Origin of the sequence: Sphingomonas sp. Root710 (assembly GCF_001429065.1) — a bacterium.
GTDB lineage: Bacteria > Pseudomonadota > Alphaproteobacteria > Sphingomonadales > Sphingomonadaceae > Rhizorhabdus.
Genome location: NZ_LMIB01000001.1, coordinates 729,753 through 756,382 on the forward strand (window position 1 = coordinate 729,753; position 26,630 = coordinate 756,382).

The following is a 26,630-nucleotide window of genomic DNA, read 5'->3' on the forward strand; positions in this document are numbered from 1 at the left end:
TACGTCCTCAGAAAGACAGGATCGCGTTGAACAGCACCGAATAATATCGGTCGTCGCCGCGCGAGTTGGTGAAAAGATCGGAGAAACCCTTGCCCGGATCGAACACGGCACCCGACAGGCGGAACACGGCGTTCTGCACCATGCTCGGCCGCCAGATCAGCGCGCCCGACAAGTCCCAGCCGATCGACTTCGGAATGCTGCCCTCGTTGCGCAGCTCGCGCAGCGTGGCGGTATTCTCGAACCAGAGATGGTTGAGATTGGTCGAGAAGCGCAGCTGCGGCAGGATGTCGAAATCCGCGCCGACGCCGAGCAGCATCGTGCCAGGGTTGTTGAAGTTGGACTGCCCCTCTTCCTTCGACGTGCGCAGGTCATTCAATATGCCGTTACGCGGCGCGATCGCGACGTTGACGCCGCCGCCCGCGAAGGGGACCGCCTGGCGGATCCAGTAGCTCGTGTCCGCGCCCGCGAAGATCGGATTCTCGAAGATCGCCGAGAAGCCGGTTTCCTTGTTGTCCTTCGGCTTGCCGTCGCCGGTGGCGTAGAGGCCCGAGAGTTTCACGCGGATCCAGTCGAGGTCGTAGCTCAGTTCGCTGGCGGCAAAGAAGGCCTGGATGCGCGCCTTCTTCGAGGTGAAGAAGCTGTTCCGGTCCTGGCCGAATGCGGCGTAGAAGGTCGTCGAGGTGTTGAAGCGTTTGACGCGGCCGTCGAGACTGTAGCCGACATAGAAGACGTCATATTCGCGCGGCCGCTGATCGCCGAGCAGCGCGGGGCGCACCGGGAAGCCGTTATGATCGAGCGTCCGGTCCTTTTCGCGGTTGATGTTCGCGGTGGCGGAGACCAGCGAGGTCAGGCCCGCCAGCGGAAAATCCTGCATGAACAGGTTCGCGGCGAGGATATAATCGTCGCGCGGCTTGCGGGTGATGTCGTTCAGGCCGCTGTTGGTGTCCTTTTCGAGACGCCAGATGCCCTGGACGTTGAACTGGTAGCGGTTGTTGTCGCGATTGCCGAAGAAGCGGACGCCGAGCTGGTTGTCCTGAAACAGAAAGCCGCGGAAATCGAACTGGAATGGCTGGATGCCGATGCGCAACGAGTCGAAGTCGAAGCGGTCCGAGCGGTTGCCGAGATGCTTGTCGACGAACAGTTCCTGCAAGCCGAGGAATTTGTCGGTGCGGTGCGTGGGGCGCGAGGATTCGACGTGCAGGACGCGGCGTTCCTGCACGTTCACATAATTGACCTGATAGGCGACCGCGATGCGGTATTCGACATCCGGCGGCTTATAGGCGGTCGAACCCTTGCTCAGGCCCGCGCCGAGGATGAAGGTCTGTGCGGCGACCAGGCTGCGGTCACGGCCGAACTGGCCGATCGCGCCGGGTTTCGTGCTGGTCTGGTCGGCGACGGGAGTCGGGAAGGAGCGGGGCTCGAGGACCGAATCCGAGATCGCGTTCAGGCCGAAGAACCAGTCGTCCCCGGTGATCGGCAGGAAGAAGGGCTTCTTGTCGATCTGGATCGGGACGTCCGCCTTGAGCGGATTCTGGTGATAGGGATCGAGCTTCGAATGGCAGACCGCCTGAAGGCCCGTGAAATTCTTGTCGGGGCACAACGCCTTGACCAGGCGCCAGCGGTCCGGGATCGGAAACTGATCGGTCGGAAATGCCTCGGGCGGCGGCGCGCTCACTGCACCGGCATTGTGTTGGCTGACGGGCGCCGGGAGTTCGGTGACGTAACCCGGTCGCCGACGGCCGTCGATCATCGGATCGTCGACGGTGGAGGCTGGAGCATTGGCCGGAACGGCGAGCAGACTCGGGTCGCCTAGTGGCGCGGGCTGTGCCGGTGCTTCGGACGCGGTTTGAACGGGCGCCGCCGCCGGCTCATCCGACGCGCCGCCGGTCGATGCCAGCGCGACGGCTTGCAGCAGCAGGGATGAGAGCGCCGCCGACATTATTTACCGTCGCACACGACTTGTTCGGAGGTGTCGAGAAACGGTGCGAACGGACAGTTGACGTAGCGCAGCCTGACCCCCGAGCCCACGTCCACGACGATCGTGTCCGCGCGGATACCAGTGGGGGCATTCCCTATGCCGCCGACGCGCAGGCCGGCGTTATGCGTACCCAGGAACGAAATCATATCGTCCTGATCGATACCGTCACCTGACACGCCAAGGCCGCCGATCAACGTGTTGCCGCGGTATATCGGCACCGACCCCGGGAAAATCTGGATGCCATTTTGCAGGCGATTCTGCGCCTTGCCCGCGACATCGGGTGCAAAGGTGCAGCGTTGCCGGGTGTCAGAAGCGGATGCGCCGAGGACGAATCCGAGATGTTCCGCGAGGTTGGTCAGAATAAGTGCGCTCTGGAGGCCGGTGGAGAAGGGGCTCCATTGATTGAAAGGGCGCGACAGAGGGCCGTTAGGCCGCCCTTCTTCCCCATCGGGGAAGAAGGGACGCGACAGGTTGCCGCCCGAGCGGTCGGCAAACGCAATCTTTCCGGTCAGCGCGGTCTGGTCGTTCAGGAACGTGCGAACTTTTCCGACGAAGGATTGCACATCAGGCGATGGATTGCCGAGCAGATCCCCAGCGGCGTGGGCGCCGGAGAAGAATGTCGCAGTCCGTGCCTTTTGAATGGAAACGTCACTTCCGAAGATCGGTCCATCCGGCGAGCGATCCTGGCCCAGGATCGAGCCATGAGTGTCGACCACGGTCATTGTGACCTGCGCCGGGCTATCCAAGGGTTTGCGTATCTGGGCGCGGGCGCGGCTCATGACCTTGAAAGCTTCTTCCAGCAAAGCCTTCACTTCGGCGGCGGTGAGCGGAGATGCGACGTCCGCGCCGTCGGTTCCTGCCCTTATCGGATAACGAGGGTTGCCTGAGCCATCGGTGAAGATGAAAGCGTCGACATTGTCGATCACCGTGCCCGCTGCGCGTTCCGCCGCTGTCGCCTTGCGAATGCCGGAGGCCTCGGTGCCATAAGCGGTGCCGGCGAGAATCGATGGCGTGGAACCTTCGGCATAATATCCGCGGATCGAAATCAGCGAACCAGCGGTGCCGTTCAGCGCCGAGAATGCTCGGGCGCTCGTCGGCGTGGACCTCAGATCTCCGGATTGCACATCACTGTAGCGAAGTTGAACCACCGCCTGAATATTGTTGGCGCGTATGGCTTCCGGCGCTTCGAAGCCGGTTATGCCGGCCGTCGCGATGATTTCATCATCATCCTTGTCGAAATCGTCGACGTTCGCATCGAAACTATAGAGGCCGTCCGACATCACGCCGATACCGCCGACAACCACGCCGTTCTTATAGATGGGAAAGCCGCCGGGATCAGCCGCCAGGCCAAGGGGCGAACGCTTCGGCCCGATGAAGGCGGCAGGCCCGCCCCCCACGAGATAGCGGCGGTTGAAATCCGAGCAGGGAAGCTGACTGAACTGCACCCCGAAAAGCGGGCCAGCGGCCAGCATATTGTTGCCGGGAGGATAATGCTCCTGAACGATGAAGCTGGCGGTTCGGGTGGAGAAAGCATTTCCGCCTGAAGAGAGATATGCGCCGGTTATCGCCTTTGCGATTGCGGCAGCCGCCACTGCTCCCGGCGCGACAAGCCCTTCGACGTCTGTCGGCGTTACCGCTCGATTGGTGGTCTTGATCGTGAGTGTGCCCGGCGCGCCGTTCATCTGGAAAACGGCCAGGACGTTGCCCACCCGATCCGTGATGGCGATAGTGGCGGGCTTGTTGCGCGCGCTCGCTTCCTCAACCGCCTGGGCAAGGATCTTTTCGACATCCGGTACGGTCAGCGCCTCTTGGGCAGGGACCGCATAGACCGGCGTTTGCGAAGGCGTGGTCGGGGTGGTCGGAGTCGACGAACTGCCGCCGCCTCCGCCGCAGGATGCGAGCAGAAAGGCGGTGGTGGTCAATACAGCTACGGCACGCGAAAACAATGTCATTTGAGGGCCCTTATCGACGCCGCTGCCTGACCCAGCGCCGCCCGGAATTCTGCTGGACGATAGGCATTGCTGTTGCCGACCGCCTTATAGGCCCGATCGATCGCGCCCCGGGCTCCGCGCGCCCGTTCCTCGCTGACATGGCCCTGGCGGACCAGCGCGTTGAGCAGCGTGTCGATCGCCATCACCGCCTGCGCCGAGCCTTCATAATCGGTGAAGCGCGCGGCGATAGCGCTGCTGGAAATGCTGTCGATGATCGCGAAGGTTTCGGCGCGGCCGAGGGCGGTGCGGCCCATCGTGTCGGCGAGCACGCCCGCCGAAGCGCCGAGCTTGCGGGCGGCAGCCACCGCCGAGGGACGATCCTTCGCCAGCGCGGCGTGGAAGGCACGCGAATCGGCGTCGAACTTCGCCGCCGCGCCCGGCGCGGCGACCTTCGCCGCCGCCGAGAGCATGATCATATTCTCATCGTTGAAGGCGGGCATGCCCGACGGGATGGGGCGGCCCGGATTGGCGAGCCAGTTCGCCCGGCCGTTGGGGCCATCGACGATCTGGCGATGGCAGGTGTGGCAATCGAAGAAATAAATCTCCGGGAAGATGCCGTCGGTGCCCAGGCGCGGGTTGGCGAACAGCGCGGTGGCGCGGCCCACCGCGCTCGCCTGGCCGACCGCCCAGAGCTGGACGTTGTTGGTGTGGCGCTTGCGTTGCGCATAGTCGGTATCTTCGTCATGATGCTGCTGGAGCGCGGAGAAGAGGTCGACCTCGAAAGCGACACGCGGATGGCCGGCGGCCATGATGCGGTGCGAGACGAACTGGCCGGGCTTGTCGCTGCCGAAGTGGCAGTCGAGACATTTCTCGGCGCGGGCGCGGGGCTGATCGAGCGGATAGAGGCCGCGCGCTACATTGGCGGCATGGGTCTGGCCGACGGCATAATGGCTGGTCAGCCATTGCTGCGCGCCGCCATGGCAGGCCTCGCAGCCGACGCCGTCCTCGACATGCCAGCGCGGGCCTTTGCCGGCATAGGCCGGATCGGCGTGGCAGCCGAGGCACTCGCCCGCTGAGGTCGCCGGGCCGATGCCGAGCTTTGCGGCGATCGCCTGGCCGCGCGGTGAGGCGAGCACGGCGAAGGCGCGGCTGTGCGCGCCGGTGCGGCTCGACGCGTTCTGCCACTGCAGGATTTCGTCCTGGCGAACGACCTTGCCGGTCGGCTCGCTGCGGCCATGGCAGGTCGAGCCCGAACAGGACGCGACGCCGACATGGCTGAACGAGGAGGCAGGGGAGGCCGACGAAGCGACCGCCCGGTCGGCGGCGCTGGTCAGGGCGAAGAAAAAGATGGCGCAGCCGAGGAGCGCGACGCCCAATGCGCCGCACATAAAGGACAGCCTGCCCGAGACTCTACCCCCCAATTCGGCGCTCCCTAACTGCCGATCCGCACATGTAGCGGCGCCTTGGCCCCGATGCCGCTACTGTCTTTCCGTCTATCGCCGTTTCGCAGGCGAAGTGCAATCATTCAAACGCTTATCAGACACTCCGGCGACGGATCACGAGATTGCGGATCTCGGTCATGTCCTCCATCGCGAACCGGATTCCCTCGCGTCCGATGCCCGAATCCTTGACCCCGCCATAAGGCATGTTGTCGACCCGGTAGCTCGGCACGTCGTTCACCACGACGCCGCCGACATCGAGATCGTCCCAGGCGTCGAGGATCTTGAAGATGTCGCGGGTGAATATCCCGGCCTGCAGGCCGAACTTGGAGTCGTTGACGATCTTCAGCGCCTCGTGCCAGTCGCTGAAGCGGATCAGGAAGGCGACGGGGCCGAAGGCCTCTTCGCGGTTGATCTTGGTCTCGAGGTCGACATTTTCGAGCAGGGTCGCTTCGAGCATCGCGCCTTCGCGCTTGCCGCCGCACAGCAAGGTCGCGCCCTTGGCGGTCGCTTCCTGGACCCAATTGTCGAGGCGCTCGGCTTCCTTCACGTCGATCATCGGGCCGACGAAGGTCTTTTCATCATGCGGGTTGCCCGCGATCAGCGTCTTGGTCTTGGCGACCAGCTTCGCCTTGAACGCGTCATAGACCGCATCATGGACGAGGATGCGCTGCACGCCGATGCACGACTGGCCCGACTGGTAGAAGGCGCCGAACACGGTGCGTTCGACCGCGTCGTCGAGATCGGCGTCGGCATCGATCACCACGGCGGCGTTGCCGCCCAGTTCGAGCACGACCTTCTTCTTGCCGCAGCGCGCCTTCAGATCCCAGCCCACATCGGGCGAGCCGGTGAAGGACAGCAGCTTGAGGCGGTCGTCGACCGTGAACAGGTCCGCGCCGTCGCGCGCCGCCGGCAGGATCGAGAAGGCGCCCTTGGGCAGGTTGGTCTCGGCCAGCACCTCACCCATGATGATCGCGCCCAACGGCGTGCGGCTCGCGGGCTTCATCACGAAGGGGCAGCCGACCGCGATCGCCGGCGCGATCTTGTGCGCGGCGAGGTTGAGCGGGAAGTTGAACGGCGAGATGAACGAGCAGGGGCCGATCGGCACCCGCTTCCAGATTCCCTGATAGCCCTTGGCGCGCGGCGAGATGTCGAGCGGCTGAACCTCGCCGGTCATGCGGACCGATTCTTCGGCGGCGATGCGGAAGGTGTCGATCAGGCGGCCGACTTCGCCGCGGCTGTCGTTGATCGGCTTGCCCGCCTCGATGCACAGCGCATAGGCGAGCTCATCCTTGCGCTCCGTGAAACGGTCGACGCAATGCTGGAGGACCGCCTGACGCTCGTAGCTCGCCATTTTCGCCATCGGCTCGGCGGCCTTCACCGCCCATTCGATGCCCTTGTCGATCGTCTTCGCATCGGCCAGCGCGACCCGCGTCGCGACCTCGCCGGTGAACTTGTCGGTCACCTTGAGATCGGTGTTCGGCTGCTGCGCCTCGTTGGCGAGGTAGAGCGGGTAGGTATCTTTCAGCTTCATCGCGGATCATCCGTTATCGTCGTCGCCGGGAGCGGCGGGGGTTGCGGCTAGATATATGCAGCGCGGAGCCCCCGCCGTAATCGGTCCTAACGGAATTATGATATTTCCTTGCTGAGCGTCTTGATGTCCTTGTTGAGAATCTGATCATTCTCGGAATAGTCGACCGGACAGTCGATCAGGTGGACGCCCGGCGTGTCGAGGCATTCCTTGAGCAGCTTGCTCAGATGCTCGGCGCTTTCGACGCGATGGCCCTTGGCGCCATAGGCCTCGGCATATTTGACGAAGTCGGGGTTGCCATAGGTCAGCCCCCAATCTTCGAAGCCCATGTTCGCCTGCTTCCAGCGGATCATGCCATAGCTGCTGTCGTTGAGGATCAGCACGGTGATGTTGAGGCCGAGGCGCACCGCGGTCTCCATCTCCTGGCTGTTCATCATGAAGCCGCCGTCGCCGCAGATCGCCATGACCTTCTTGTCGGGATAGACCATCGCCGAAGCCATGGCCGAGGGCAGGCCCGCGCCCATCGTGGCGAGCGCATTGTCGAGCAGCACGGTGTTCTGCTGGCGTGCCGGATAGTTGCGCGCGAACCAGATCTTGTAGACGCCGTTATCGAGGCAGATGATGCCGTCGGCGGGCATCGCGCTGCGGACCTCGCGGACGAGGTGCGGCGGAAAGATCGGGAAGCGGGTGTCGCCTTCGAGCGACTCGGTGTGCGCGACTTCGGCCTTGCGGGCCTTCATCATGAAGTCGAAGTTCCAGCGGCCCGAGGGAACGATGTCCTTCTGCATCTTCCAGATCGCATTGGCGATGTCGCCGATGACCTCGACCTGCGGGAAATAGACCGGATCGACCTCGGCGGTCTTGGTGCTGACGTGGATGACCGGGGTGCCGCCATTCTTCATGAAGAAGGGCGGCTTCTCGATCACGTCATGGCCGACGTTGATGATCAGGTCGGCATGCTCGATCGAACGATGGACGAAGTCGCCGGCCGACAGCGCGGCGCAGCCGAGGAATTTCGGATGGGTCTCGTCGATCACGCCCTTGCCGAGCTGGGTCGTCACGAAGGGGATGCCGGTCTTCTCGATGAACTGGAGCAGCATCCGGCCGGTCTGCTTGCGGTTGCCGCCCGCGCCGATCACCAAGATGGGCGTCTTGGCGTCCTCGATCATCTTCACCGCAGCGCGAACCGCCTTGTCCTCGGCCTCCGGACGGCGTGCCAGCGACGGCTTGATCGGGGTCGAATCGGTGTGCTCGTCGGCGACGTCCTCGGGGAACTCGATATGGGTCGCGCCGGGCTTCTCTTCCTCGGCGAGGCGATAGGCCTCACGCACGCGGCTCGGGATATTGTCGGCCGAGGCGAGCTGGTGGGTGAACTTGGTGATCGGCTTCATCATCTCGACGACTTCAAGAATCTGGAAGCGGCCCTGCTTGGACTTCTTGATCGGCTTCTGGCCGGTGACCATCAGGATCGGCATGCCGCCGAGCTGCGCATAGGCGGCGGCGGTGACGAAGTTGGTCGCGCCCGGCCCGAGGGTCGCCATGCAGACGCCGGTCTTGCCGGTGTGGCGGCCATAGGTGGCGGCCATAAAGCCTGCGCCTTGTTCGTGGCGGGTGAGGATCAGCTTGATCTTCTTGGAGCGGGACAGGCTGTCCAGCATGTCGAGATTTTCTTCGCCGGGAACGCCGAAGATATATTCGCAGCCTTCTTCCTCCAGGCACTGGATGAAGAGATCGGATGCCTTGGTGCCCATGATTTGCTCCCCCTGTTCGTGGCGCGCCCCTGCTGCGCCCGCGCAAGATGCCGGATTGCTAAGTCATTTCTGGGACGGGGAACAGGACTTTTTACAATCTGTTGCGGATTGATTCTGCTCGTTTGTTTCAGAGATCGAGAATCCAGTCCCAACGCATGTCGCCGCCGCCATCCATCACCGCGACCCCCTTCGCCGCCAGCGCATCGCGTATCCGGTCGGACGCTGCGAAATCCTTCGCCGCGCGCGCCTCCTGCCGGGCTGCGAGCTGTGCTTCTATATCCTCCTCGGTCATCGCCGAGTCGGCCGGGCGGCGGCGCAGGTCGATGCGGCGAATGCTGAGCAGGTCGAGCCCGAGCGCCAGGTCCATCGTCGCGAGCAGGCGCAGTTTCTCGTCCGCGGGAATCGCCTTGTCGGCGAGGGACTGCTCGAGCAGCGGCAAGGCCTGCGGCACCATTAGGTCGCTCGATAGCGCCTCGTCGAACTGGGTGAGCAGCGCCTGCGCCTTCGGGCCGAGCCCGGCCTCGACCACCGACCGCTGATAGGCGAATGACGCGCCTTTGCTCGCTCGGCTCTCGGTGAACAGCCGCAGCCATTCGGGCGAGCCCGCCTTGTCGCGGAGCTGCTCGGCGGCGAGAACTAGGCGGGTCAGCCGGGTCAGTGCTGCGGCGAGCGCCTCGGACGAGAATTCGAGTTCGGACCGGTAATGCGCCGACAGGCAGAGCAGCCGATAGGCGAGGGGATGGACGCCTTTCGCGATCACCCCTGCCAGCGTCGCGAAGCCGCCCTTGGACTTCGACATCTTGCCGCCGCGATCGACCAGGAAATTGTTATGCATCCAGAAATTCGCGCCCGATCGTTCGGTGCGGGTGAAGGCCTGATTCTGCGCGATCTCGTTGCAATGGTGGATTTCGCGATGATCGATCCCGCCGGTGTGGATATCGAACTGCGTGCCCAGATATTTCATGCTCATCACCGAGCATTCGAGATGCCAGCCCGGCGCGCCCGGACCCCAGGGCGACAGCCACTCCATCTGCCGCTGTTCGCCCGGCGCTGATCGCCGCCACAGCGCGAAGTCGGCCGGGTTGCGCTTGCCCTCGACCTCGGCAATGCGGCCGACCGTGTCGTCGCCGCGCGCGCCGGCGAGGCGGCCATAATCGGGAACCTTGGACGTGTCGAAATAGAGGCCGTTGTCGAGCTCATAGCTCGCCCCGGCATCCTCGATCGCGCGCGCGAAGGCGATCATGTCCTGAATATGGTCGGTCGCGACGCTCCACAGCGTCGGCGCGATGATGTTGAGCGCCTCGAGGTCTGCCTTGAACGCATCGGTGTAGAAGGCCGCGATCTCCCAGATCGTCTTCGCCGCCTTGGCGGCGGCGGCCTCCATCTTGTCGTCGCCCTCATCGGCGTCGGAAGTCAGGTGCCCGACATCGGTGATGTTGATGACGTGGTTGACCGGCCAGCCCTTCCAGTTGAGCGTCCGGCGCAGCGTATCGGTGAAGACATAGGCGCGCAGATTGCCGAGATGCGCGAAATTATAGACCGTTGGGCCGCAGCTGTAGAGCCGCACCATCGTCGGATCGATCGGTTCGAAAGCGCGGGCGGCGCGGGTCAGGCTGTCGAACAGCGTGAGTGGCGCGCCGGAGGGAGCGGTAGCGGTCATGCGCGCTTCCATAAGCGATATCGTGCGAGGCTCCAGAGAGATTTTTGCGGGGCGGCGGCCAAACGAAAAGGCCGGCAGGTTTCCCCGCCGGCTCTTTTGCCTTGCCGCTCGCGCGGGGATCAGCCCTTCGGAGAACCATCGGGCAGCGCGACCGTCTGGATCAGCAGGTCGAGCTGCGCATTGCAGCCGGCCTTGATCAGCGATTGCGCCATGTCCTCGAGCCCGGCCGTGGTCGGTTTCACGACGATGAACTTCAGCGAGGTCGGGGCCTTGGCGCCTTCCCAGCTTAGCTTATAGGCGCCGCCGTCGACGACCGGCACGCTCGAAGGCCATAGCGCCGCCGACTGGCCGGCGGGCAGGTCGATCGTGCCCTGGCCGCTGGGGCCGGTGACCGTCACGGTCGCGGCCTTGTCGGCGCTCGGACGCCACACGGTCACGGTCGAGGTATCGGCGATGCACATGTTCGAGCTGCGGCCGATGTCGACATACCAGACGTTCGGGTTCTTGCCGGCGTTCTTGTCGATGCCGCTGGCGCTGCGGACGGCCCCGATGCGGGCGCGTCGCTCGCCGCCGCCCGATACCAGCGCATTGAGCGTCGATCCGGTCGACGCCGCTGCGGTCGCGGTGGCGGTCGCGCTGAACGTGCCCGGGCCGCTCAGCGTGCGGGTGCCCTTGCCGTCGAGCAGGACGATCGTGTCGCCGGCTTTCAGGACGATCTTGGCCGTGTCGGGGATCGCCTTGCCGGCGGGATAGGTCTTGGCCGACGGACCGGCCGATCGGACGACCAGCGGCGCGGCCATAGCCGTGCCTGCGAGCATCAATCCTGCGAGTGTCGCAACAGCCTGCGACGAGCGCTTATTTATCCAGAGCACTATAACCTCCCGGTCCAACCTCATGAAGGCGCTTTATCAGATTGGCGAGCGCCTTATCATCAGGATTCTTTGCGGCCATTTGTTCGAACTCGGCCAGAGCAGTGGTATCTCCATCATCGAATCTACGCAGCGTGTCTGTGAACTGTTGCACAGCCGTAGCAGAAAAATCGGGGACGGGTTCGTAGATGATCATCGGGGTCGATCGGCCCGACACCGCGATGCGGCCCATAGGGCGGAAATAGCCCAGGGTCGACTTCTCGACGACGGTGTCGCTGACCAGCGTTTTGGTCTTCAGATATTTGTTCGCGCCTTCGAGCCGCGCGGCAGTGTTCATCGAGTCGCCCAGTGCGGTGTACTGGATGCGGCCTTCGCCGCCGAAATTGCCGACGATAGCCTCACCCCGGTGACAACCGACCCGTGTGACGCCGATCGGCGGCACGCCCTCGGGTGCCTCGCGCCGGAATTGCTCACCGGCTTCATACATCGCGATCGCGCATTTGACGGCGCGGTCGGCATCATCGGGCCGGCTGATCGGAGCGCCCCAGAAGGCGACGATGGCATCCCCGACGAACTTGTCGAGCGTGCCACCGTGCGCGAGCACGGTTTCCGATAGCAGGTCGAGATAGCGGTTGAGCAGGAGAGCCACCATTTCCGGCTCGATCTGGTGGCTGAGCTTGGTGAAACCCTCCAGATCGCTGAACACGGCGATGATGTCGCGCTTCTCGCCGTGCAGCTGGAGCCGCTCGGGATTCTTCATGATGTCCTTGGCGATGTCACCGGGCAGATATTTGCCGAGCGCGCCCTGTGCGAAATTGCGCTGTTCGGCGCCGATTCCACGCGCGGCGGTGCCGACGGCGGTATAGGCGAAGATCCAGCCGATCACCCAGCCGAACACCGGCAAACCCTGCGTATCGACACCGTTGAACTGCCAGATGAACGGCACCGCGACGACCGCGCCCGCCTGAACGAGCAGGATCAGGCTGAGCTTCCAGATCTTCAGGTTCGACATCGCGGTGAGCGAACCGAGCAGGACGACGCCGATCGCGATCAGCCAGAGGCCCCAGCCGGGAATCTTCTTGTACATGAAATGATCGAGCATCTGCGCGAGCAGGGTCGCGTGGATCTCCAGCCCGATCGTCGTCTCGCCGACGCGGCCCGTGACCGGATCCTTCATCCGCGAAGCGGGGGTCTGGAATTGGTCGACGTCGGGGATGTTGCCGCCGATCAGGACGTACCGGCCCTCGATCTGCGGCTTCAATGCCTCGACCAGATCGGGATTGGCGATCAGCTCGACGGGCAGCTTGTCGAAGACCGGCCGCTCGTAATTGACCGGCAGGCGATAGCGGATCGATCCCTGATGATCGCGATATTCGGGAAAGCCCTGCGTCAGCGAATTGGCCATCAGCGGGGGCAGGTCGCGAAGCTGTTCGGGCCAGCTGCGCATTACGTCGTCGCGGTCGGCCTCCACCCGGATGCTGGTGAAATGGACATTGCCGGGCGCGGTCTGCTTCTGGAAATCACGCAGGAACTGTTCCTGATCATAGGTCATGAAGGCCGGGTTCGACTTGTTCGTCGCCAAACCGAGATAGGTCGGCGTCTTCATGCCCCGGAAGGCGTCGATCAGCTGCTGGTCCTCGGGGGTGGGCTGGTCGATCAGAATATCGATGCCGATCGCTTTCGGCTTCATCTTGTCGAGCTGGGTCAGCGCTTTGCCGAGCATCGCGCGGTCGAGCGGCGAGCGCCGCCCGGTGAGTCGCAGCGTCTCCTCGTTGAACGTGACCATCACGATGCGCGGGTCGGTTTCGACATGCTTGGCGGACAGCAGCGCGCGCACGTCGTACAGAGCGCGCTCTGCGTCCTGGGCGAGCATGATGTTCCAGCTGAACTTGGCGAAGAGCAGGCCGAGTGCGAGGAAAATCGCGGTCACCACCAGCCGGGTGGGACCGATCTGCTTTAAAGTCTTGCGAACGACAGGGCCGATCCCCTGCAGGCGCGTCATGATCGACGCGCGTTCGACGCTGTCCGGCATCCCCTATATCCCCCGTAGTGCCCCGCGCCGATATTAGCTTCTGCGCGCGCGATGGGAAGCGCGGAGTTTGGCTTGCAAAGTCAAAGTCCGGCGGGCAAGGTTCGCTTTCTGTTCCAAGAAGGCCTGCTCTGATGTCATCGCTGATTGCCATTGCCCTGCCATTGTGCCTTGTCGCGGGCCTGATCCTGGGCTGGTTTGCGCGCGGGCGGATGCAGGCGGCGGGTGCGGGCGAGGCGGCCGATCTGCGCAAGGCGCTGGAGGCGGCCCGCGATGCGCTCAACCGTGCCGAGATCGAGAAATCGGGCCTGCTGGGCGAACGGCAGGCGCGGACCGAAGCGTTCGAGGCGCAGCTCAGACAGTTGCAGGAGGCCAAGGATCAGCTTTCGGCGCAGTTCGCCGAGGTCGGCGGCAAATTGCTCGAGCAGGCACAGCGCCAGTTCCTCGAACGCGCAGATCAGCGCTTCCATCAGGCGGGTGAAAAGAGCGAGGCGCAGCTCAAGGCGCTGCTCAACCCGGTCGAATCGACCCTGAAACGCTATGAGGAAGGCCTGCAGCGCGTCGAGAAGGAGCGCGTCGACAGCTATGCGGGGCTGCGCGAGGCGGTCGATCAGGTGCGGGTGGGGCAGGGGCAGGTCCGCGATGAGGCTGCCAAGCTGGTCAACGCGCTGCGCGCCAGCCCGAAGGCGCGGGGCCGCTGGGGCGAGCAGTCGCTGCGCAATGTCCTCGAACAGGCGGGGCTGTCGCCTTACGCCGACTTCGCGACCGAAGTGTCGGTCGATACCGAGGATGGGCGGCTGCGGCCGGACGTGATCGTGCGGCTGCCGGGCGGACGGCGGCTGATCATCGACGCGAAATGCTCTTTCAACGCCTATATGGATGCGAGCGAGGAAGTTGACGAGGCGGCCCGGCTCGGCTTCCTCAAGGCGCATGCCGCCGCGCTGCGGCTTCACGCGACGCAGCTTGGCCAGAAAAGCTATTGGGACCGGTTCGGCGAGGCCGCCGATTATGTGGTGATGTACATACCCGGCGAGCATTTCCTGTCGGCGGCGATGGAGCAGGACCCCGAGCTGTGGGACTGGGCGCACGAACGCCGCGTGCTGATCGCGAGTCCGATCAACCTCGTCGCGCTCGCCCGCACCGTGGCGAGTGTCTGGCGGCAGGAGAAGATGGCCGAGGAGGCCCGCCAGATCGGTCAGCTCGGCAAGGAAATGTTCGAGCGATTGTCGGTCGCCGCGACCCATCTCAAGCGCGTCGGCGGCGGCCTCAACAGCGCGGTCGAGAATTACAACAAGTTCGTGGCGAGCTTCGAGGGCCGGGTGCTCGTCACAGGCCGCAAGTTCCGCGATCTCAACATCGAGACGGGCGGCAAGGAGATAGAGGAAGCTGCCGCGATCGAGACGCGCGCCAGCGAACCGGCGGTCGATCTGCTGGCAGCGCCGGAAGAGGGCAAGGGTCTGCCCAACTGACGGCGGCTATTGTCTAACCTCTGCATCATCGCCAACTCGGCGCGGCAACCAACAGATGGAGCATGCCATGGCCGACCTTTCCGCTTTTCCGATCACGAAGCGCTGGCCGGCCAAACATCCGGATCGCATCCAGCTCTATTCGCTCAACACGCCCAATGGCGTGAAAGTGTCGATCATGCTGGAGGAGACCGGGCTGCCCTATGAGGCGCATCTGATCGACATCATGGACAATCAGAGCCACACGCCCGAATTCCTCTCGCTCAATCCGAACGGCAAGATACCAGCGATCATCGATCCCGATGGACCCGGCGGCAAGCCGATAGGGCTCGCGGAATCGGGCGCGATCCTGATCTATCTCGCCGACAAGACCGGTAAGTTCGTCCCCGCCGACCCCGCTGCCCGCTATGAGACGATCCAATGGGTCATCTTCCAGAATGCGGGGATGGGGCCGATCTTCGGACAGGTCGGCTTCTTCAACAAGTTTGCGGGCAGGGCGATCGAGGATAAGCGGCCGCTGCAGCGCTATGTCGACGAGTCCAAGCGTGTGCTAGGCGTGCTCGATCGCCGCCTCCAGGGCCGCGACTGGATCATGGGTGCGGATTACAGCATCGCCGACATCTCGACGCTGGGCTGGATCCGTAACCTGATTACCTTCTACGACGCACGCGACCTGATCGCCTTCGACACGTTGAAGAATGTGCCGGACTGGCTGGAGCGCGGCCTCGCCCGCCCGGCGGTGCAGCGCGGGCTGGAGATTCCGGCGCGGGCTTGATCCGTCGACCTGGCGTCATCCCGGCGGAGGCCGGGACATCGGGAGAGGTTCGCGCGCGCTACCGCCTGAGATCCCGGCCTCCGCCGGGATGACGTGTTATTTCTTCACCGCCACCGGGCCATATTCGGTCGGATCGTTCGTGGTCACAGACAGCATCGCCGTCCACGCCGCGACATTCTGGCGAAGCTGGGCCGGATCGATTTTGTCCAGCGTATCGTCCGGCGTGTGGTGGAGATCGAAATAGCGGGTGCCGTCCTGGCTGAGTTCCAGCACCGGGATACCCAGCTTGGCGACTTCGGAAATGTCCGACCCGCTCGCATTGCCATTGCTCGGATTCTGCTCGATGCCGAGCGGCGACAAAGCAGCGGCGATCGGTTTCATCGCCGGCAAAGCTGCCCCGGCGACATTGGTTTCAAAGCGCCAGACGCGATCGGCGCCGAAATCCGATTCGGCGAGCAGCTGGTGCTTTTCCGCGCCATGCTTCTCGCGATAGTCGATTCCGCCGAACAGGCCGATCTCCTCCGATCCGAACCAGACGACACGGATCGTTCGCAGTGGCTGCCCGGCGTCCATGATCCGCTTCGCCGCCGCGGTCGTGATCGCGACGCCGCTTGCATCGTCGATCGCGCCGGTGCCGAGGTCCCAGCTGTCGAGATGGCCGCCGACGACGATGATCCCGGCATTAGGGTCACGGCCCGGCACCTCCGCGATAACATTCCCTGACGGGCGCTTGCCCGCCATCTTCGCGGTGACGTTGAGCGCGATCGTCACCGGCTGTCCGCGCTTGAGGATGCGTTCGAGCTGGTCGGCGTCGGGATTGGCCAGCGCGAGCGCGGGAATCGGCTTCGCGCCTTCGGCCCAGGCCTGCGCGCCGGTGTGCGGGTTGCGATGCTTGTCCGTGCCGATCGAGCGGATCAGGATCGCGGCGGCGCCCAGCTTCGAGGCGATCGAGGGACCGGTACGGCGGATCGCGCCGACGGGACCGTAAGGCGAGCCGTCCTGCGCGGGTGCCATGCGATGGGTGACGAAGACGATCTTGCCCTTGATGCTGGCCGGATCGGCGGCGCTGAGCGCGGCCAGGCTATCGAAACCGATCACCTCGGCCTTCAATCCCTTGGACGGTGTCCCGGCACTATTTCCCAGCGCGGTGAGCGTTAGCGACTGGGGGAAGGGGGCTACGATCTCGGCTGTTGCTTCGCCGCGCTCCCAGTAGGGCACCTCGAAGGGGTCCACCCGCACATTGGCGAAACCGAGCGCCTTGAGCTTGGCGACTGCCCAGTCGCGGGCGCGCGCCTCGGCATCGCTGCCCGCCTTGCGCTGGCCGATCTCGGTGGTCAGGCCTTCGGTGATCTCCCAGGCAAGGGAATCGGTCATCGCGGCGTCGCGCAGTCTGGCGGTCTCCTGCGGCGTCGCCTGGGCGTTGAGCGGAAAGGAAAGGGCGGCGGACGCGACGAGCGCGAGCTTCGAAAATTTCATCATGGGGTTGAAGCTATCGGCGCGCTCGCCATTTGCCAATTGCCGTGCTGTCGGTTAGTGGCGGCGGCACATTTTCCAGCCCCAATCCAGCTCGACGAGGGTCCGCGACCGATGGCCGTGCAATATAGTTTCGTGATGAAGGGTCTGACCAAGACCTTTCCCGGCGCCAACAAACCGCTGTTCAACAATATCCACCTGCAGTTCCTGCCGGGCACCAAGATCGCGATCATCGGCGTCAACGGCGCGGGTAAGTCGACCCTGATGAAGGTCATGGCCGGCATGGACACCGATTATTCGGGCGAGGCCTGGGCCGCCGAAGGCGTCAGCGTCGGCTATCTGCCGCAGGAGCCGCAGCTCGATCCCGACAAGACCGTCAAGCAGAACGTGATGGACGGCGTCCGCGAGGTCGCGGACATGATCGAGCGCTTCAACGCGATCTCGGCCGAAATGGGCGATCCCAAGGACGACACCGATTTCGACGCGCTGATGGAGGAGATGGGCGTCCTTCAGGAGAAGATCGACGCGGCCGATGGCTGGACGCTCGACAACCAGCTCGAAATCGCGATGGAAGCGCTGCGCTGCCCTCCGGGCGATCTGCCCGTCACCGGCCTGTCGGGTGGTGAGAAGCGCCGCGTCGCGCTGTGTCGCCTTTTGCTGGAAAAGCCCGATATCCTGCTGCTCGACGAACCGACCAACCATCTCGATGCCGAAAGCGTCGCCTGGCTCGAACAGCATCTTGTCGATTATGCCGGCAACGTCATCCTCGTCACCCACGACCGCTACTTCCTCGACAATGTCGTGGGCTGGGTGCTCGAGCTCGATCGCGGCCGCGGCATTCCCTATGAGGGCAACTACTCCTCCTGGCTCGACGCCAAGGCGAAGCGGATGGAGCAGGAAGAGCGCGAGGACGCGGGCCGCCAGAAGGCGATCAAGGAAGAGCTGGAGTGGATTCGGCAGAGCCCGAAGGCACGCCAGACCAAGTCGAAGGCGCGTATCCGCGCGTTCGACGAACTGGTCGAAAAGCAAAACAACCGCGCGCCCGGCAAAGCCCAGATCGTCATCCAGACCCCCGAGCGTCTCGGCGGCAAGGTGATCGAGGCCAAGGGGCTGACCAAGTCCTATGGCGATAAGAAGCTGTTCGAAGGCCTGGACTTCACGCTGCCGCCCGGCGGCATCGTCGGCGTCATCGGCCCGAACGGTGCCGGCAAGACGACGCTGTTCCGGCTGATCACCGGTCAGGAAACTCCCGACGCAGGCTCTATCGATATCGGCCCGACGGTGAAGCTCGGCTTCGTCGACCAGAGTCGCGACGCGCTCGACTCGAACAAGAATGTCTGGGAAGAAGTTTCCGAAGGTCATGACATCATGACCGTCGGCAAGTTCGAGATGTCGACCCGGGCCTATGTCGGCGCGTTCAACTTCAAGGGGCCCGATCAGCAGAAGAAGGTCGGCCAGCTATCGGGCGGTGAACGCAACCGCGTCCACATGGCGAAGATGCTCCGCAAGGGCGGCAACGTCCTGCTGCTCGACGAACCGACCAACGACCTCGACGTCGAGACGCTGCGCGCGCTCGAGGATGCGCTGGAGAATTTCGCGGGATGCGCCGTGGTGATCAGCCACGACCGTTTCTTCCTCGATCGCCTTGCCACGCACATCCTGGCCTTCGAAGGCAATGGCCATGTCGAATGGTTCGAGGGCAATTTCGAGAGCTATGAGGAAGATAAGCGACGGCGTCTCGGCGATGCCGCCGATCGGCCAGGGTCAAGCGCCTACAAGAAGCTGACGCGCTGATCCGGATAAGAGAAGGGGAGCGAACCCGCTCCCCTTTCCGTGTCTTACATATATTTCATCGGGTCGGGCGCGGGCAGGTTGCAGGCGCTCTGATAGCCCTTCTTGCACATCGCGACCTGAGCGCGCCAATCGCGCATCGCGAGCGCATAGGCCTGCTGTTGGCGGATGAAGGTGGCGTCAGTCGCCAGCACCTCGCGGTGATGATCGCGCAACGCCTGCTCATAGGCGGCCTTGTCCGCGGCATATTCCTGCTGGTTGATGTCGTTCTGCGCCTGGGCGACAGCATTGTTGGTCTGCGCCTGGGCGATCGCGCCGCCGACCTGATTGTTCAACGACTGGGTCTGCGGGATTTCGCGGGCGTCGGCAGCCTGATGGGCAGCGTCATTCTTGTCGGCGCTCTGCGCCGCCAGCGGCGCGACGGCGATCAGCGCGGTGATCGCGATTATCGAACGGGTGAACATGATAAGCTCCTCTCACTGGTTGGAGCCTTAACGATCACGCCGGATGGAAGTTTCCGCTGGCCTCGTCGAGCACATGAAGCACGCCTTCGGCAATGCCGAAATAGGCGCCGTGGATGCGAAGCCGTCCGGCCTTTTCGCGCACCGGGACGCAAGGGAAGGTGCGCAGATTGGCGATCGATACCCGCACCGCTTCCAGTTCGAGCGCGCGGACGGCCTCGGGGCCGGTGCCATGTTCGGCAACGACCTTCTCGCGCGCCTCATCGAGCAGCGACATCCAATCCGATATGAAGCCGCCTTCGCCGGGCCGCTTGTTCTCGAACCGCTGGGTCAGCGCCGCCGCACAGCCGCCGCAGCTCTGATGGCCAAGCACGAGTATTTCGGGAACCTCGAGCTGGGTCACGGCGAATTCGAGCGCAGCGGAAACGCCGTGGTGACCTGGGTTGGTCTCGAACGGCGGCACCATGTTGGCGACGTTACGGACCATGAAGATCTCGCCGGGCGAAGTATCGAAGATGATCGTCGGATCGACCCGGCTGTCCGAACAGGCGATCACCATCAGCTTGGGGTCTTGCCCCTCGGCAAGCTGCCCCCAGCGCTGGCGCTGTTGCTGCCATCCGGTGGTCTTGAAGCGGCGATAGCCTTCGATCAGTCCAGAAAAGTCGGTCATGGCGGCACGCCCTAATCATCATGCGGGGGGCTGGCAAGTGGAGCTCTTATCGCCTATCTGGCACCGCATGAGCGACGCCCTGCCAAATCCCGCCCCGGAACGCCTCCGCAAGCCCGACTGGATTCGGGTCAAGGCGCCGATGGGCAAGACCTTCACCGAGACCAAGGGGCTGATGCGCAAGCTCAACCTCAACACGGTGTGCGAGGAGGCGGCCTGCCCGAACATCGGCGAGTGCTGGACCAAGAAGCACGCGACGGTGATGATCCTGGGCGACACCTGCACGCGGGCCTGCGCCTTCTGCAACGTCAAGACCGGCATGCCGCGCGCCGTCGACGCGCTAGAGCCGCAGCACACCGCCGACGCTGCGGCCGAGCTGGGGCTGGAACATATCGTCATCACCTCGGTCGATCGCGACGATCTGCCCGATGGCGGCGCGAGCCAGTTCGTCAAGGTGATCGAGGCGCTCCGCCGGACGACACCGAACACGACGATCGAGATCCTGACCCCGGATTTCCGCAACAAGGCCGACGCCGCGATCGAGGCGATCGTTGCGGCGCGCCCCGACGTCTACAATCATAATCTGGAGACGGTGCCGCGGCTCTATCCGACGATCCGCCCCGGCGCGCGCTATTATGCGTCGCTGCGTTTGCTGGAGACGGTCAAGCGGCTCGATCCGACGATCTTCACCAAGTCGGGCATCATGGTCGGGCTCGGCGAGGAGCGGCTCGAGGTTCATCAGGTGATGGACGACATGCGCTCGGCGCAGATCGATTTCCTGACGATGGGCCAATATCTCCAGCCGACTCCTAAGCACGCCAAGGTGATCGATTTCGTCGCGCCCAAGACCTTCGAGGCCTATGCCGCGATCGCGCGCGCCAAGGGCTTCCTGCTGGTCGCGGCGAGCCCGCTGACCCGGTCGAGCTATCACGCCGGTGACGACTTCGCGAAGCTGCGCGATGCCCGCAATGCCGAGCTGGCGCGCAAGGCGGCCACTAAGACGGCCTGACATGCCCCGGCATAGCGAAACCCGCCGGCTGCCCTACACGCCCGAGCAACTCTATGATCTGGTCGCGGACGTCGCGGCCTACGACCAGTTTCTGCCCTGGGTGTCGGCGGTGCGCATCCGTTCGGACAGTGAGACCGAGATGGTCGCCGACCTGATGGTGGGCTTCAAGGCGCTGCGCGAGAAGTTTACGTCGAAGGTGAGCAAGCGCCGCCCGGCGGAAATCCATGTCGACTATGTCGATGGGCCGCTCAAATATCTCCACAATGACTGGCGCTTTGCTAGCGATGGGCAGGGGGGATCGCTCGTCGAATTCTCGATCGAGTTCGAGTTCAAGTCGCGGCTGTTCGAAATGGTCGCCGGGCAGGTATTCGACCGCGCGTTGCGGACCATGATCGGTGCGTTCGAGGAGCGCGCCGCCAGGCTCTACGCCTCGTCGCCCAAGGTCGCGCCGGGCATCAGCAGTTCGAGCGCACACAGCGCGGCCTGAAGCCGGACGCCGCCGCGGCCAAGGTCGCCGAAATGGCGCTTGTCGGCGGCGATATCCTCGGCATCGCCGCCCTTGCGGGCCCGCCCGAACACCACGGTTCCCACCGGCTTCTTGTCGCTGCCGCCGCCCGGCCCGGCCACTCCGGTGATCGCGACCGCGATATCGGCGTCGCTGCGCTCGACGGCCCCCCGCGCCATCGCCCAGGCGACCGCGATCGACACCGCGCCGAAGGTCTCGATCAGTTCGAACGACACGCCGAGCATCGAGACCTTGGCCTCGTTCGAATAAGTGACGAAGGACGAGCCCAGCACATCCGACGATCCGGGGATCTCGGTCAGCGCCGCCGCGACCAGCCCGCCGGTGCAGCTTTCCGCCACCGCGATCTTGCGCCCCGCGGCGCGATTCGCGTCGATCACGCGCTTTGCGGCGTCGATCAACTCGGCGGGAAGGATGGTGTCATGATGTTCGGGCACGATATCGTCCTGCTATCCTAGTTCCGGGGCACGCGCACGCTGGCGACGGCCTGTGCGGCGATGCCTTCGCCCCGGCCTGTAAAACCCAGCCGCTCGGTCGTGGTTGCCTTCACGCTCACCTTATCGATGGCGAGACCCAGCATAGCGGCGATCCGTGTACGAATGGTATCGCGGTGCGGACCGACCTTGGGGGCCTCGCAGATGATCGTCAGGTCGACATGATCGATGACGGCGCCAGCCTCGGCGAGCAGTTCGCACGCCCGGGCGACGAAAATCTCCGAATTCGCGCCGCGCCATTGCGGATCGCTCGGCGGGAAATGGCTGCCGATGTCGCCCGCGGCGATCGTCCCCAGAATCGCGTCCACCAGCGCATGAAGCGCGACATCGGCGTCGCTATGCCCGGCGAGCGCGCGATCATGCGGGATGCGGACGCCGCCGAGCTGGACCGCGTCGCCCGCGGCGAAGGCGTGGACATCGAAACCCATGGCGGTGCGGCTGATCATCGTTGGAGTTCCATCGAGAGCCTCGAAATCGGTGACGAAGGTGAGTTTCTCGAGAGCGCGGTCGCCCTCGACGATCGCCACGGTCAGGCCATGGGCGCGGGCGACCTGCGCGTCATCGGTCGCCTCGCGAGCGGCGTCCCAGGCACGATGGGCGGCGAGGATCGCATCGCGGCGAAAGGCCTGCGGCGTCTGGATACGGTAGAGGCCGTCGCGGGCGACGGTGTCGCCGAGCAGATCGCCGCCCCGGGCGAGCGTGTCGGCTACAGCCAGCGCCGGCACCGCGCCGTCGCTATGGTCCAGCGCCGCGATCAGCCGGTCGATGACGGCGGCGGGCAGGAAGGGGCGGGCCGCGTCGTGGATCAGGACGATATCCGCCTCGGTCGCCTCGATCCCGGCGATCACCGAATCCCGCCGCGTCGCGCCGCCGGTCACGGGGGCGGGAAGGCGCCGAGTTCCGATTGCGGCGTCGTAGAGGGCCTGCTGCCCTGCACCGATCACCACCTGAACGGCATCGATTGCGGGGTGGCCAAGCAGCGCGTCGGCGGCGTGCGCCAGCACCGGCTTGCCCGCCGCCATGCGATATTGCTTCGGCATGCCGCTGCCGACGCGCGCACCTTGTCCGGCGGCGACGATCAAAGCGGCTATTCTGGGCTTCCCCTGCATCGCGCGGGCCTTAGCCGAGGCTTTGCTTGCCCGCCAGCCGCTTTGCGGCTAGGGGTGTGCCGCTTTTTTAGGCAACGGCTGACATGACCCCCAGATTGCGTCCCATCGATATCGGTCCCGTACGGATCGACTGCCCCGTGATTCTCGCGCCGATGACCGGGGTGAGCGACCTGCCGTTCCGCAAGGTCGTGCGGAGCTATGGCTCGGGCCTCAACGTCACCGAGATGATCGCCAGCCAGGCGGCAATCCGCGAAACCCGCCAGTCAGTGCAGAAGGCATTGTGGGATCCGGCCGAGGAGCCGGTGTCGATGCAGCTCGTCGGCTGCACCCCCTATGAAATGGGCGAAGCGGCGAAGCTGAGTCAGGACAAGGGCGCGGCGATCATCGACATCAACATGGGCTGTCCGGTCCGCAAGGTCGTCAATGGCGATGCGGGTTCGGCGCTGATGCGTACGCCCGAGCTGGCGGTCGAGATCGTCAAGGCAACGGTCAAGGCGGTCGACGTGCCGGTCACGCTCAAGATGCGGATGGGCTGGGACCATGACAGCCTCAACGCCCCCGAACTCGCCCGGATCGCCCAGGATGTCGGGATCAAGATGATCACCGTCCATGGTCGGACCCGCTGTCAGATGTATAAGGGTTCGGCCGATTGGGCCTTCGTCCGCAAGGTGAAGGATGCGGTGTCGATCCCGGTGATCGTCAATGGCGACATCTGCTCGATCGAGGACGCTGACGCCGCGCTCGACCAGTCGGGCGCCGACGGGCTGATGATCGGCCGCGGTTCTTATGGCCGCCCCTGGCTGCTGTCGCAGGTGATGCATTATCTGGAGACCGGCGAGCGCCGTCCCGATCCGACACTGGAAGAACAATATCATCTGATTACAGCGCATTATCACGCGATGCTTGAACTGTACGGCAATGAAGTCGGAGTCAATATGGCCCGCAAGCATATCGGTTGGTACACCAAGGGCCTGCCGGGCTCGGCCGACTTCAGGAATAGCGTCAACCAGCAGCCCGATTCCAAGATCGTGCTGGAAATGCTCCGCGAATTCTACAAGCCATGGCTCTCTCGGGTAGCGGCCTGATCCGTTTCGCCCGGCGGGGGTCGGCGGCGGACAAGCCGGCGGAACCCCCATCGGCCGGCGAGATCATGGCGGCGATGGCGACGGCGGTGCTGGTGATCGATCCCGATGGCGAGGTGATCGAGGTCAACGCCGCCTGCGAATCGCTGTTCAATCTCAGCCGCAGCCAGATTGTCGGCCGCGCGATCCTCGATGCGATCGGCCATCCGCTGACGACGATGCCCAGCGACGCACCCTTCGCGGCCTATGACGTCGAAATCATCCTCACGGACCGGCGGCGGATGCGCGTCGACCTCATGGTAGCGCCCTTGCCCGATCGGCTTGGCTGGCGCGCAGTGTCGATCCACGGCCATGCGCGCAGCGCGCTCGGGGCGCGATCGATCGATCGCGAGGGCGGCACCCGCACCGCGGTGGCAGCGGCGGCGATGCTGGCGCATGAGGTGAAGAACCCGCTCTCGGCGGTACGCGGGGCGGCGCAGCTGCTGGAGACGAGTTGCGACGACGAGTCGCGCGGACTGACCCGGCTGATTCGCGAGGAGGTCGATCGCGTCGCCGCGCTGATCGACCGGATGCAGGGCTTCACCGACACCCGCCCGATCGAGATGACGCCGCAGAATATCCATGCGATCCTCGGCCATGCGCGCGAAGTGGCGCTCAAGGGATTCGCGCATGGGCGGACGATCCGCGAGGTTTACGATCCCTCGCTGCCCGCGGTGCTCGGCCATCGCGATTCGCTCGTCCAGATTTTGATCAACCTGCTCAAGAACGCCGCCGAGGCGATGGGCGACGAACCAGGGACGATCACACTGACCACCGCCTACCGCCATGGCGTGTCGATGCGGCGTGCCGACGGCGATGCGCGCCAGCCGCTGCCGATAGAGCTGTGCGTGATCGACGAGGGCCCCGGCGCACCCGAGGACATCGAAGGCCATCTGTTCGATCCCTTCGTCACCACCAAACGCACCGGCAGCGGCCTTGGCCTGGCGCTGGTCGAGAAGCTGGTGTCCGATCAGGGCGGGATCATCGAATATTCGCGGGAGGGAACCCCGGCCAAGACGGTGTTCCGCCTGCTGCTGCCAAGGGCGAGGGTGACAGCATGACGAGTTTGGGGGGGCGCGTCCTAGTTGTCGATGATGACGGTGCTATCCGCACCGTGGTGCGCGAAGCGTTGCGCCGCGCGGGCTATGTGGTCGAGACCGCGGCGTCGGTCGCCGAACAGCGGCGGCTGTTCGCGAGCTTCGATCCGCAGGTGCTGGTGACCGACGTCGTCCTGCCCGACGGCAACGGCCTCGACATCATCCCCGAGGTGCTCGAGCGCAATCCGGGCCTGCCGATCATCGTGCTGTCGGCGCAGAACACCTTCACCACCGCGCTGCGCGCCACCGAACAGGGCGCGTTCGACTATCTGCCCAAGCCCTTCGACCTGGGCGAGCTGACTCGCGCCGTCGCCGATGCGCTCGCCGCCCGCGCCGCCAGCGGCAGCGCGGTGCGCGATCCCGAAAATGCCGAGGACTTGCCGCTGATCGGGCGCTCGCCGCCGATGCAGGAGGTGTATCGGACGATCGCGCGCGTGGTCGCCAACGACTTGACCGTGCTCGTCCTCGGTGAATCCGGCACCGGCAAGGAACTGGTCGCGCGCGCCATCCATGATTTCGGGCCACGCAGCGCAGCGCCCTTCGTTGCGATCAATATGGCGGCGATCCCGCGCGAGCTGATCGAATCCGAACTGTTCGGCCATGAGCGCGGCGCCTTCACCGGCGCGCAGGCGCGCACCGCAGGCCGCTTCGAGCAGGCGCAGGGCGGCACCCTGTTTCTCGACGAGATTGGCGACATGCCGATGGAAGCCCAGACCCGGCTGCTCCGCGTGTTGCAGGCTGGTGAGTTCACCACCGTCGGCGGCACCCGGTCGATCCGCGCTGACGTCCGCATCATCGCCGCGACGCATAAGGATCTGCCCCGGCTGATCGCCGATGGCGGCTTCCGCGAGGATCTTTATTACCGACTCAACGTCGTGCCGATTCGCCTGCCGGCGCTGCGCCAGCGCGGCGAGGATATCGGCGAATTGGCGCGTTTCTTCCTCGATCGCGCCGCGGCGGATGGTCTGCCGCGCAAAATCCTCGATCCGGGGGCTATCACCCGGCTGATCCAATACGGCTGGCCGGGTAACGTCCGCGAGCTCGAAAACCTCATGCGCCGCCTGGCGGTGCTGAGCCGCGAAGACGTGATCACCGCCGCGATCGTCGAGCAGCAATTCCACCACCCCGCGCCGGTCGAGAATGCGCCGCCGCCGAGCGGACAGGGCGGGGGGCTCGCCGATGCGGTCGAACATCATCTCGCCCGCTATTTCGCGACTTTCGGCCGCGATCTTCCGCCCGACGGGCTTTACGACCGGGTGCTGGCCGAGGTCGAACGCCCGCTGCTCGAACTGAGCATGGCGGCCTCCAAGGGCAATCAGCTGCGCGCGGCGCGTCTGCTCGGTATCAACCGCAACACCCTGCGCAAGAAGCTGACCGACCTGTCGATCGACGCGGGCGCGGCGCGGCGCGGCGATTGATGAGGCCGGCCCGGCCGTAGCGGCCCGTTGCCCCGGCG

General features: G+C 64.8%; 21 protein-coding genes. 8 read left to right on the top strand and 13 right to left on the bottom strand.

Going from position 1 to position 26,630, the window contains the following annotated elements; all coding sequences use genetic code 11:
* Positions 1-7: 7 nt before the first annotated feature.
* The 8 genes from ASE00_RS03425 to ASE00_RS03460 all read right to left on the bottom strand — a co-directional run bounded on the left by ASE00_RS03425 (position 8) and on the right by ASE00_RS03460 (position 13,191).
* Complete coding sequence (locus tag ASE00_RS03425; protein WP_056377780.1) at positions 8-1,939, bottom strand: hypothetical protein; 1,932 nt, start codon at positions 1,937-1,939, stop codon at positions 8-10.
* On the bottom strand, positions 1,939-3,930 hold the full coding sequence (locus tag ASE00_RS03430) for a heme-binding protein (protein ID WP_056377781.1): 1,992 nt from the start codon (positions 3,928-3,930) through the stop codon (positions 1,939-1,941). The genes ASE00_RS03425 and ASE00_RS03430 overlap by 1 nt, the downstream gene beginning before the upstream one ends.
* Positions 3,927-5,297, bottom strand: a complete 1,371-nt coding sequence (locus ASE00_RS03435; protein WP_056377782.1) for a multiheme c-type cytochrome — start codon at positions 5,295-5,297, stop codon at positions 3,927-3,929. The genes ASE00_RS03430 and ASE00_RS03435 overlap by 4 nt, the downstream gene beginning before the upstream one ends.
* Before the next feature lie 148 nt (positions 5,298-5,445).
* The gene (locus tag ASE00_RS03440; RefSeq protein WP_056377783.1) at positions 5,446-6,882 is read right to left on the bottom strand and encodes an aldehyde dehydrogenase family protein; all 1,437 of its coding nucleotides are present in this window, start codon (positions 6,880-6,882) and stop codon (positions 5,446-5,448) included.
* Positions 6,883-6,977: 95 nt separating this feature from the next.
* The gene (locus ASE00_RS03445; protein WP_056377784.1) at positions 6,978-8,630 is read right to left on the bottom strand and encodes an acetolactate synthase large subunit; all 1,653 of its coding nucleotides are present in this window, start codon (positions 8,628-8,630) and stop codon (positions 6,978-6,980) included.
* A gap of 127 nt (positions 8,631-8,757) precedes the next feature.
* Positions 8,758-10,290 carry a cysteine--tRNA ligase gene (cysS, locus tag ASE00_RS03450; protein WP_156405253.1) on the bottom strand — a complete coding sequence of 511 codons (1,533 nt, stop codon included), beginning with the start codon at positions 10,288-10,290 and terminating at the stop codon, positions 8,758-8,760.
* Between the two features lie 119 nt (positions 10,291-10,409).
* A complete protein-coding gene (locus tag ASE00_RS03455) occupies positions 10,410-11,162 on the bottom strand; it encodes a hypothetical protein (RefSeq protein ID WP_056377786.1) in 753 nt (250 codons plus the stop codon).
* Complete coding sequence (locus ASE00_RS03460; protein ID WP_056377787.1) at positions 11,146-13,191, bottom strand: adenylate/guanylate cyclase domain-containing protein; 2,046 nt, start codon at positions 13,189-13,191, stop codon at positions 11,146-11,148. Before ASE00_RS03460 ends, ASE00_RS03455 begins: the two co-directional genes overlap by 17 nt.
* A 131-nt stretch (positions 13,192-13,322) precedes the next feature.
* Here ASE00_RS03460 and rmuC point away from each other — a divergent pair, with 131 nt between their 5' ends.
* Complete coding sequence (rmuC, locus tag ASE00_RS03465; protein WP_056377788.1) at positions 13,323-14,657, top strand: DNA recombination protein RmuC; 1,335 nt, start codon at positions 13,323-13,325, stop codon at positions 14,655-14,657.
* Positions 14,658-14,724: 67 nt separating this feature from the next.
* Complete coding sequence (locus ASE00_RS03470; protein WP_056379268.1) at positions 14,725-15,429, top strand: glutathione S-transferase N-terminal domain-containing protein; 705 nt, start codon at positions 14,725-14,727, stop codon at positions 15,427-15,429.
* A 96-nt stretch (positions 15,430-15,525) separates the two neighbouring features.
* Here ASE00_RS03470 and ASE00_RS03475 read toward each other — a convergent pair whose 3' ends face one another.
* Entirely contained in the window at positions 15,526-16,905 is a 1,380-nt protein-coding gene (locus ASE00_RS03475; RefSeq protein WP_056379270.1) for a M28 family peptidase, read from the bottom strand.
* A 111-nt stretch (positions 16,906-17,016) separates the two neighbouring features.
* On the opposite strand from ASE00_RS03475, the gene ettA reads away from it, so the two are divergent.
* On the top strand, positions 17,017-18,696 hold the full coding sequence (gene ettA / locus ASE00_RS03480) for an energy-dependent translational throttle protein EttA (protein WP_056377789.1): 1,680 nt from the start codon (positions 17,017-17,019) through the stop codon (positions 18,694-18,696).
* Positions 18,697-18,740: 44 nt separating this feature from the next.
* Here ettA and ASE00_RS03485 read toward each other — a convergent pair whose 3' ends face one another.
* On the bottom strand, positions 18,741-19,157 hold the full coding sequence (locus ASE00_RS03485) for a hypothetical protein (protein ID WP_056377790.1): 417 nt from the start codon (positions 19,155-19,157) through the stop codon (positions 18,741-18,743).
* Between the two features lie 34 nt (positions 19,158-19,191).
* The gene (locus ASE00_RS03490; RefSeq protein WP_056377791.1) at positions 19,192-19,824 is read right to left on the bottom strand and encodes a carbonic anhydrase; all 633 of its coding nucleotides are present in this window, start codon (positions 19,822-19,824) and stop codon (positions 19,192-19,194) included.
* Positions 19,825-19,891: 67 nt separating this feature from the next.
* Here ASE00_RS03490 and lipA point away from each other — a divergent pair, with 67 nt between their 5' ends.
* Both lipA and ASE00_RS03500 read left to right on the top strand, forming a co-directional pair.
* The gene (gene lipA, locus ASE00_RS03495; RefSeq protein ID WP_056377792.1) at positions 19,892-20,830 is read left to right on the top strand and encodes a lipoyl synthase; all 939 of its coding nucleotides are present in this window, start codon (positions 19,892-19,894) and stop codon (positions 20,828-20,830) included.
* A 1-nt stretch (position 20,831) separates the two neighbouring features.
* Positions 20,832-21,317, top strand: a complete 486-nt coding sequence (locus tag ASE00_RS03500) for a type II toxin-antitoxin system RatA family toxin (protein WP_056377793.1) — start codon at positions 20,832-20,834, stop codon at positions 21,315-21,317.
* Here the strand turns inward: ASE00_RS03500 and ASE00_RS03505 are convergent.
* Positions 21,254-21,790 carry a CinA family protein gene (locus tag ASE00_RS03505; protein ID WP_056377794.1) on the bottom strand — a complete coding sequence of 179 codons (537 nt, stop codon included), beginning with the start codon at positions 21,788-21,790 and terminating at the stop codon, positions 21,254-21,256. The genes ASE00_RS03500 and ASE00_RS03505 overlap by 64 nt on opposite strands.
* A gap of 17 nt (positions 21,791-21,807) precedes the next feature.
* On the bottom strand, positions 21,808-22,956 hold the full coding sequence (locus tag ASE00_RS03510; protein ID WP_056377795.1) for a bifunctional 2-C-methyl-D-erythritol 4-phosphate cytidylyltransferase/2-C-methyl-D-erythritol 2,4-cyclodiphosphate synthase: 1,149 nt from the start codon (positions 22,954-22,956) through the stop codon (positions 21,808-21,810).
* Between the two features lie 83 nt (positions 22,957-23,039).
* Between ASE00_RS03510 and dusB the strand changes: the two genes are divergently transcribed.
* The 3 genes from dusB to ntrC are packed head-to-tail and all read left to right on the top strand — an operon-like array spanning position 23,040 to position 26,592.
* The gene (dusB, locus tag ASE00_RS03515) at positions 23,040-24,041 is read left to right on the top strand and encodes a tRNA dihydrouridine synthase DusB (RefSeq protein ID WP_056379271.1); all 1,002 of its coding nucleotides are present in this window, start codon (positions 23,040-23,042) and stop codon (positions 24,039-24,041) included.
* Positions 24,017-25,138 (top strand): two-component system sensor histidine kinase NtrB, encoded by a 1,122-nt coding sequence (locus tag ASE00_RS03520; protein WP_056377796.1) that lies wholly within the window; start codon positions 24,017-24,019, stop codon positions 25,136-25,138. Before dusB ends, ASE00_RS03520 begins: the two co-directional genes overlap by 25 nt.
* Positions 25,135-26,592: a nitrogen regulation protein NR(I) gene (gene ntrC / locus ASE00_RS03525; RefSeq protein WP_056377797.1), complete on the top strand. Its 1,458-nt coding sequence runs from the start codon at positions 25,135-25,137 to the stop codon at positions 26,590-26,592. The genes ASE00_RS03520 and ntrC overlap by 4 nt, the downstream gene beginning before the upstream one ends.
* Positions 26,593-26,630: the final 38 nt, after the last annotated feature.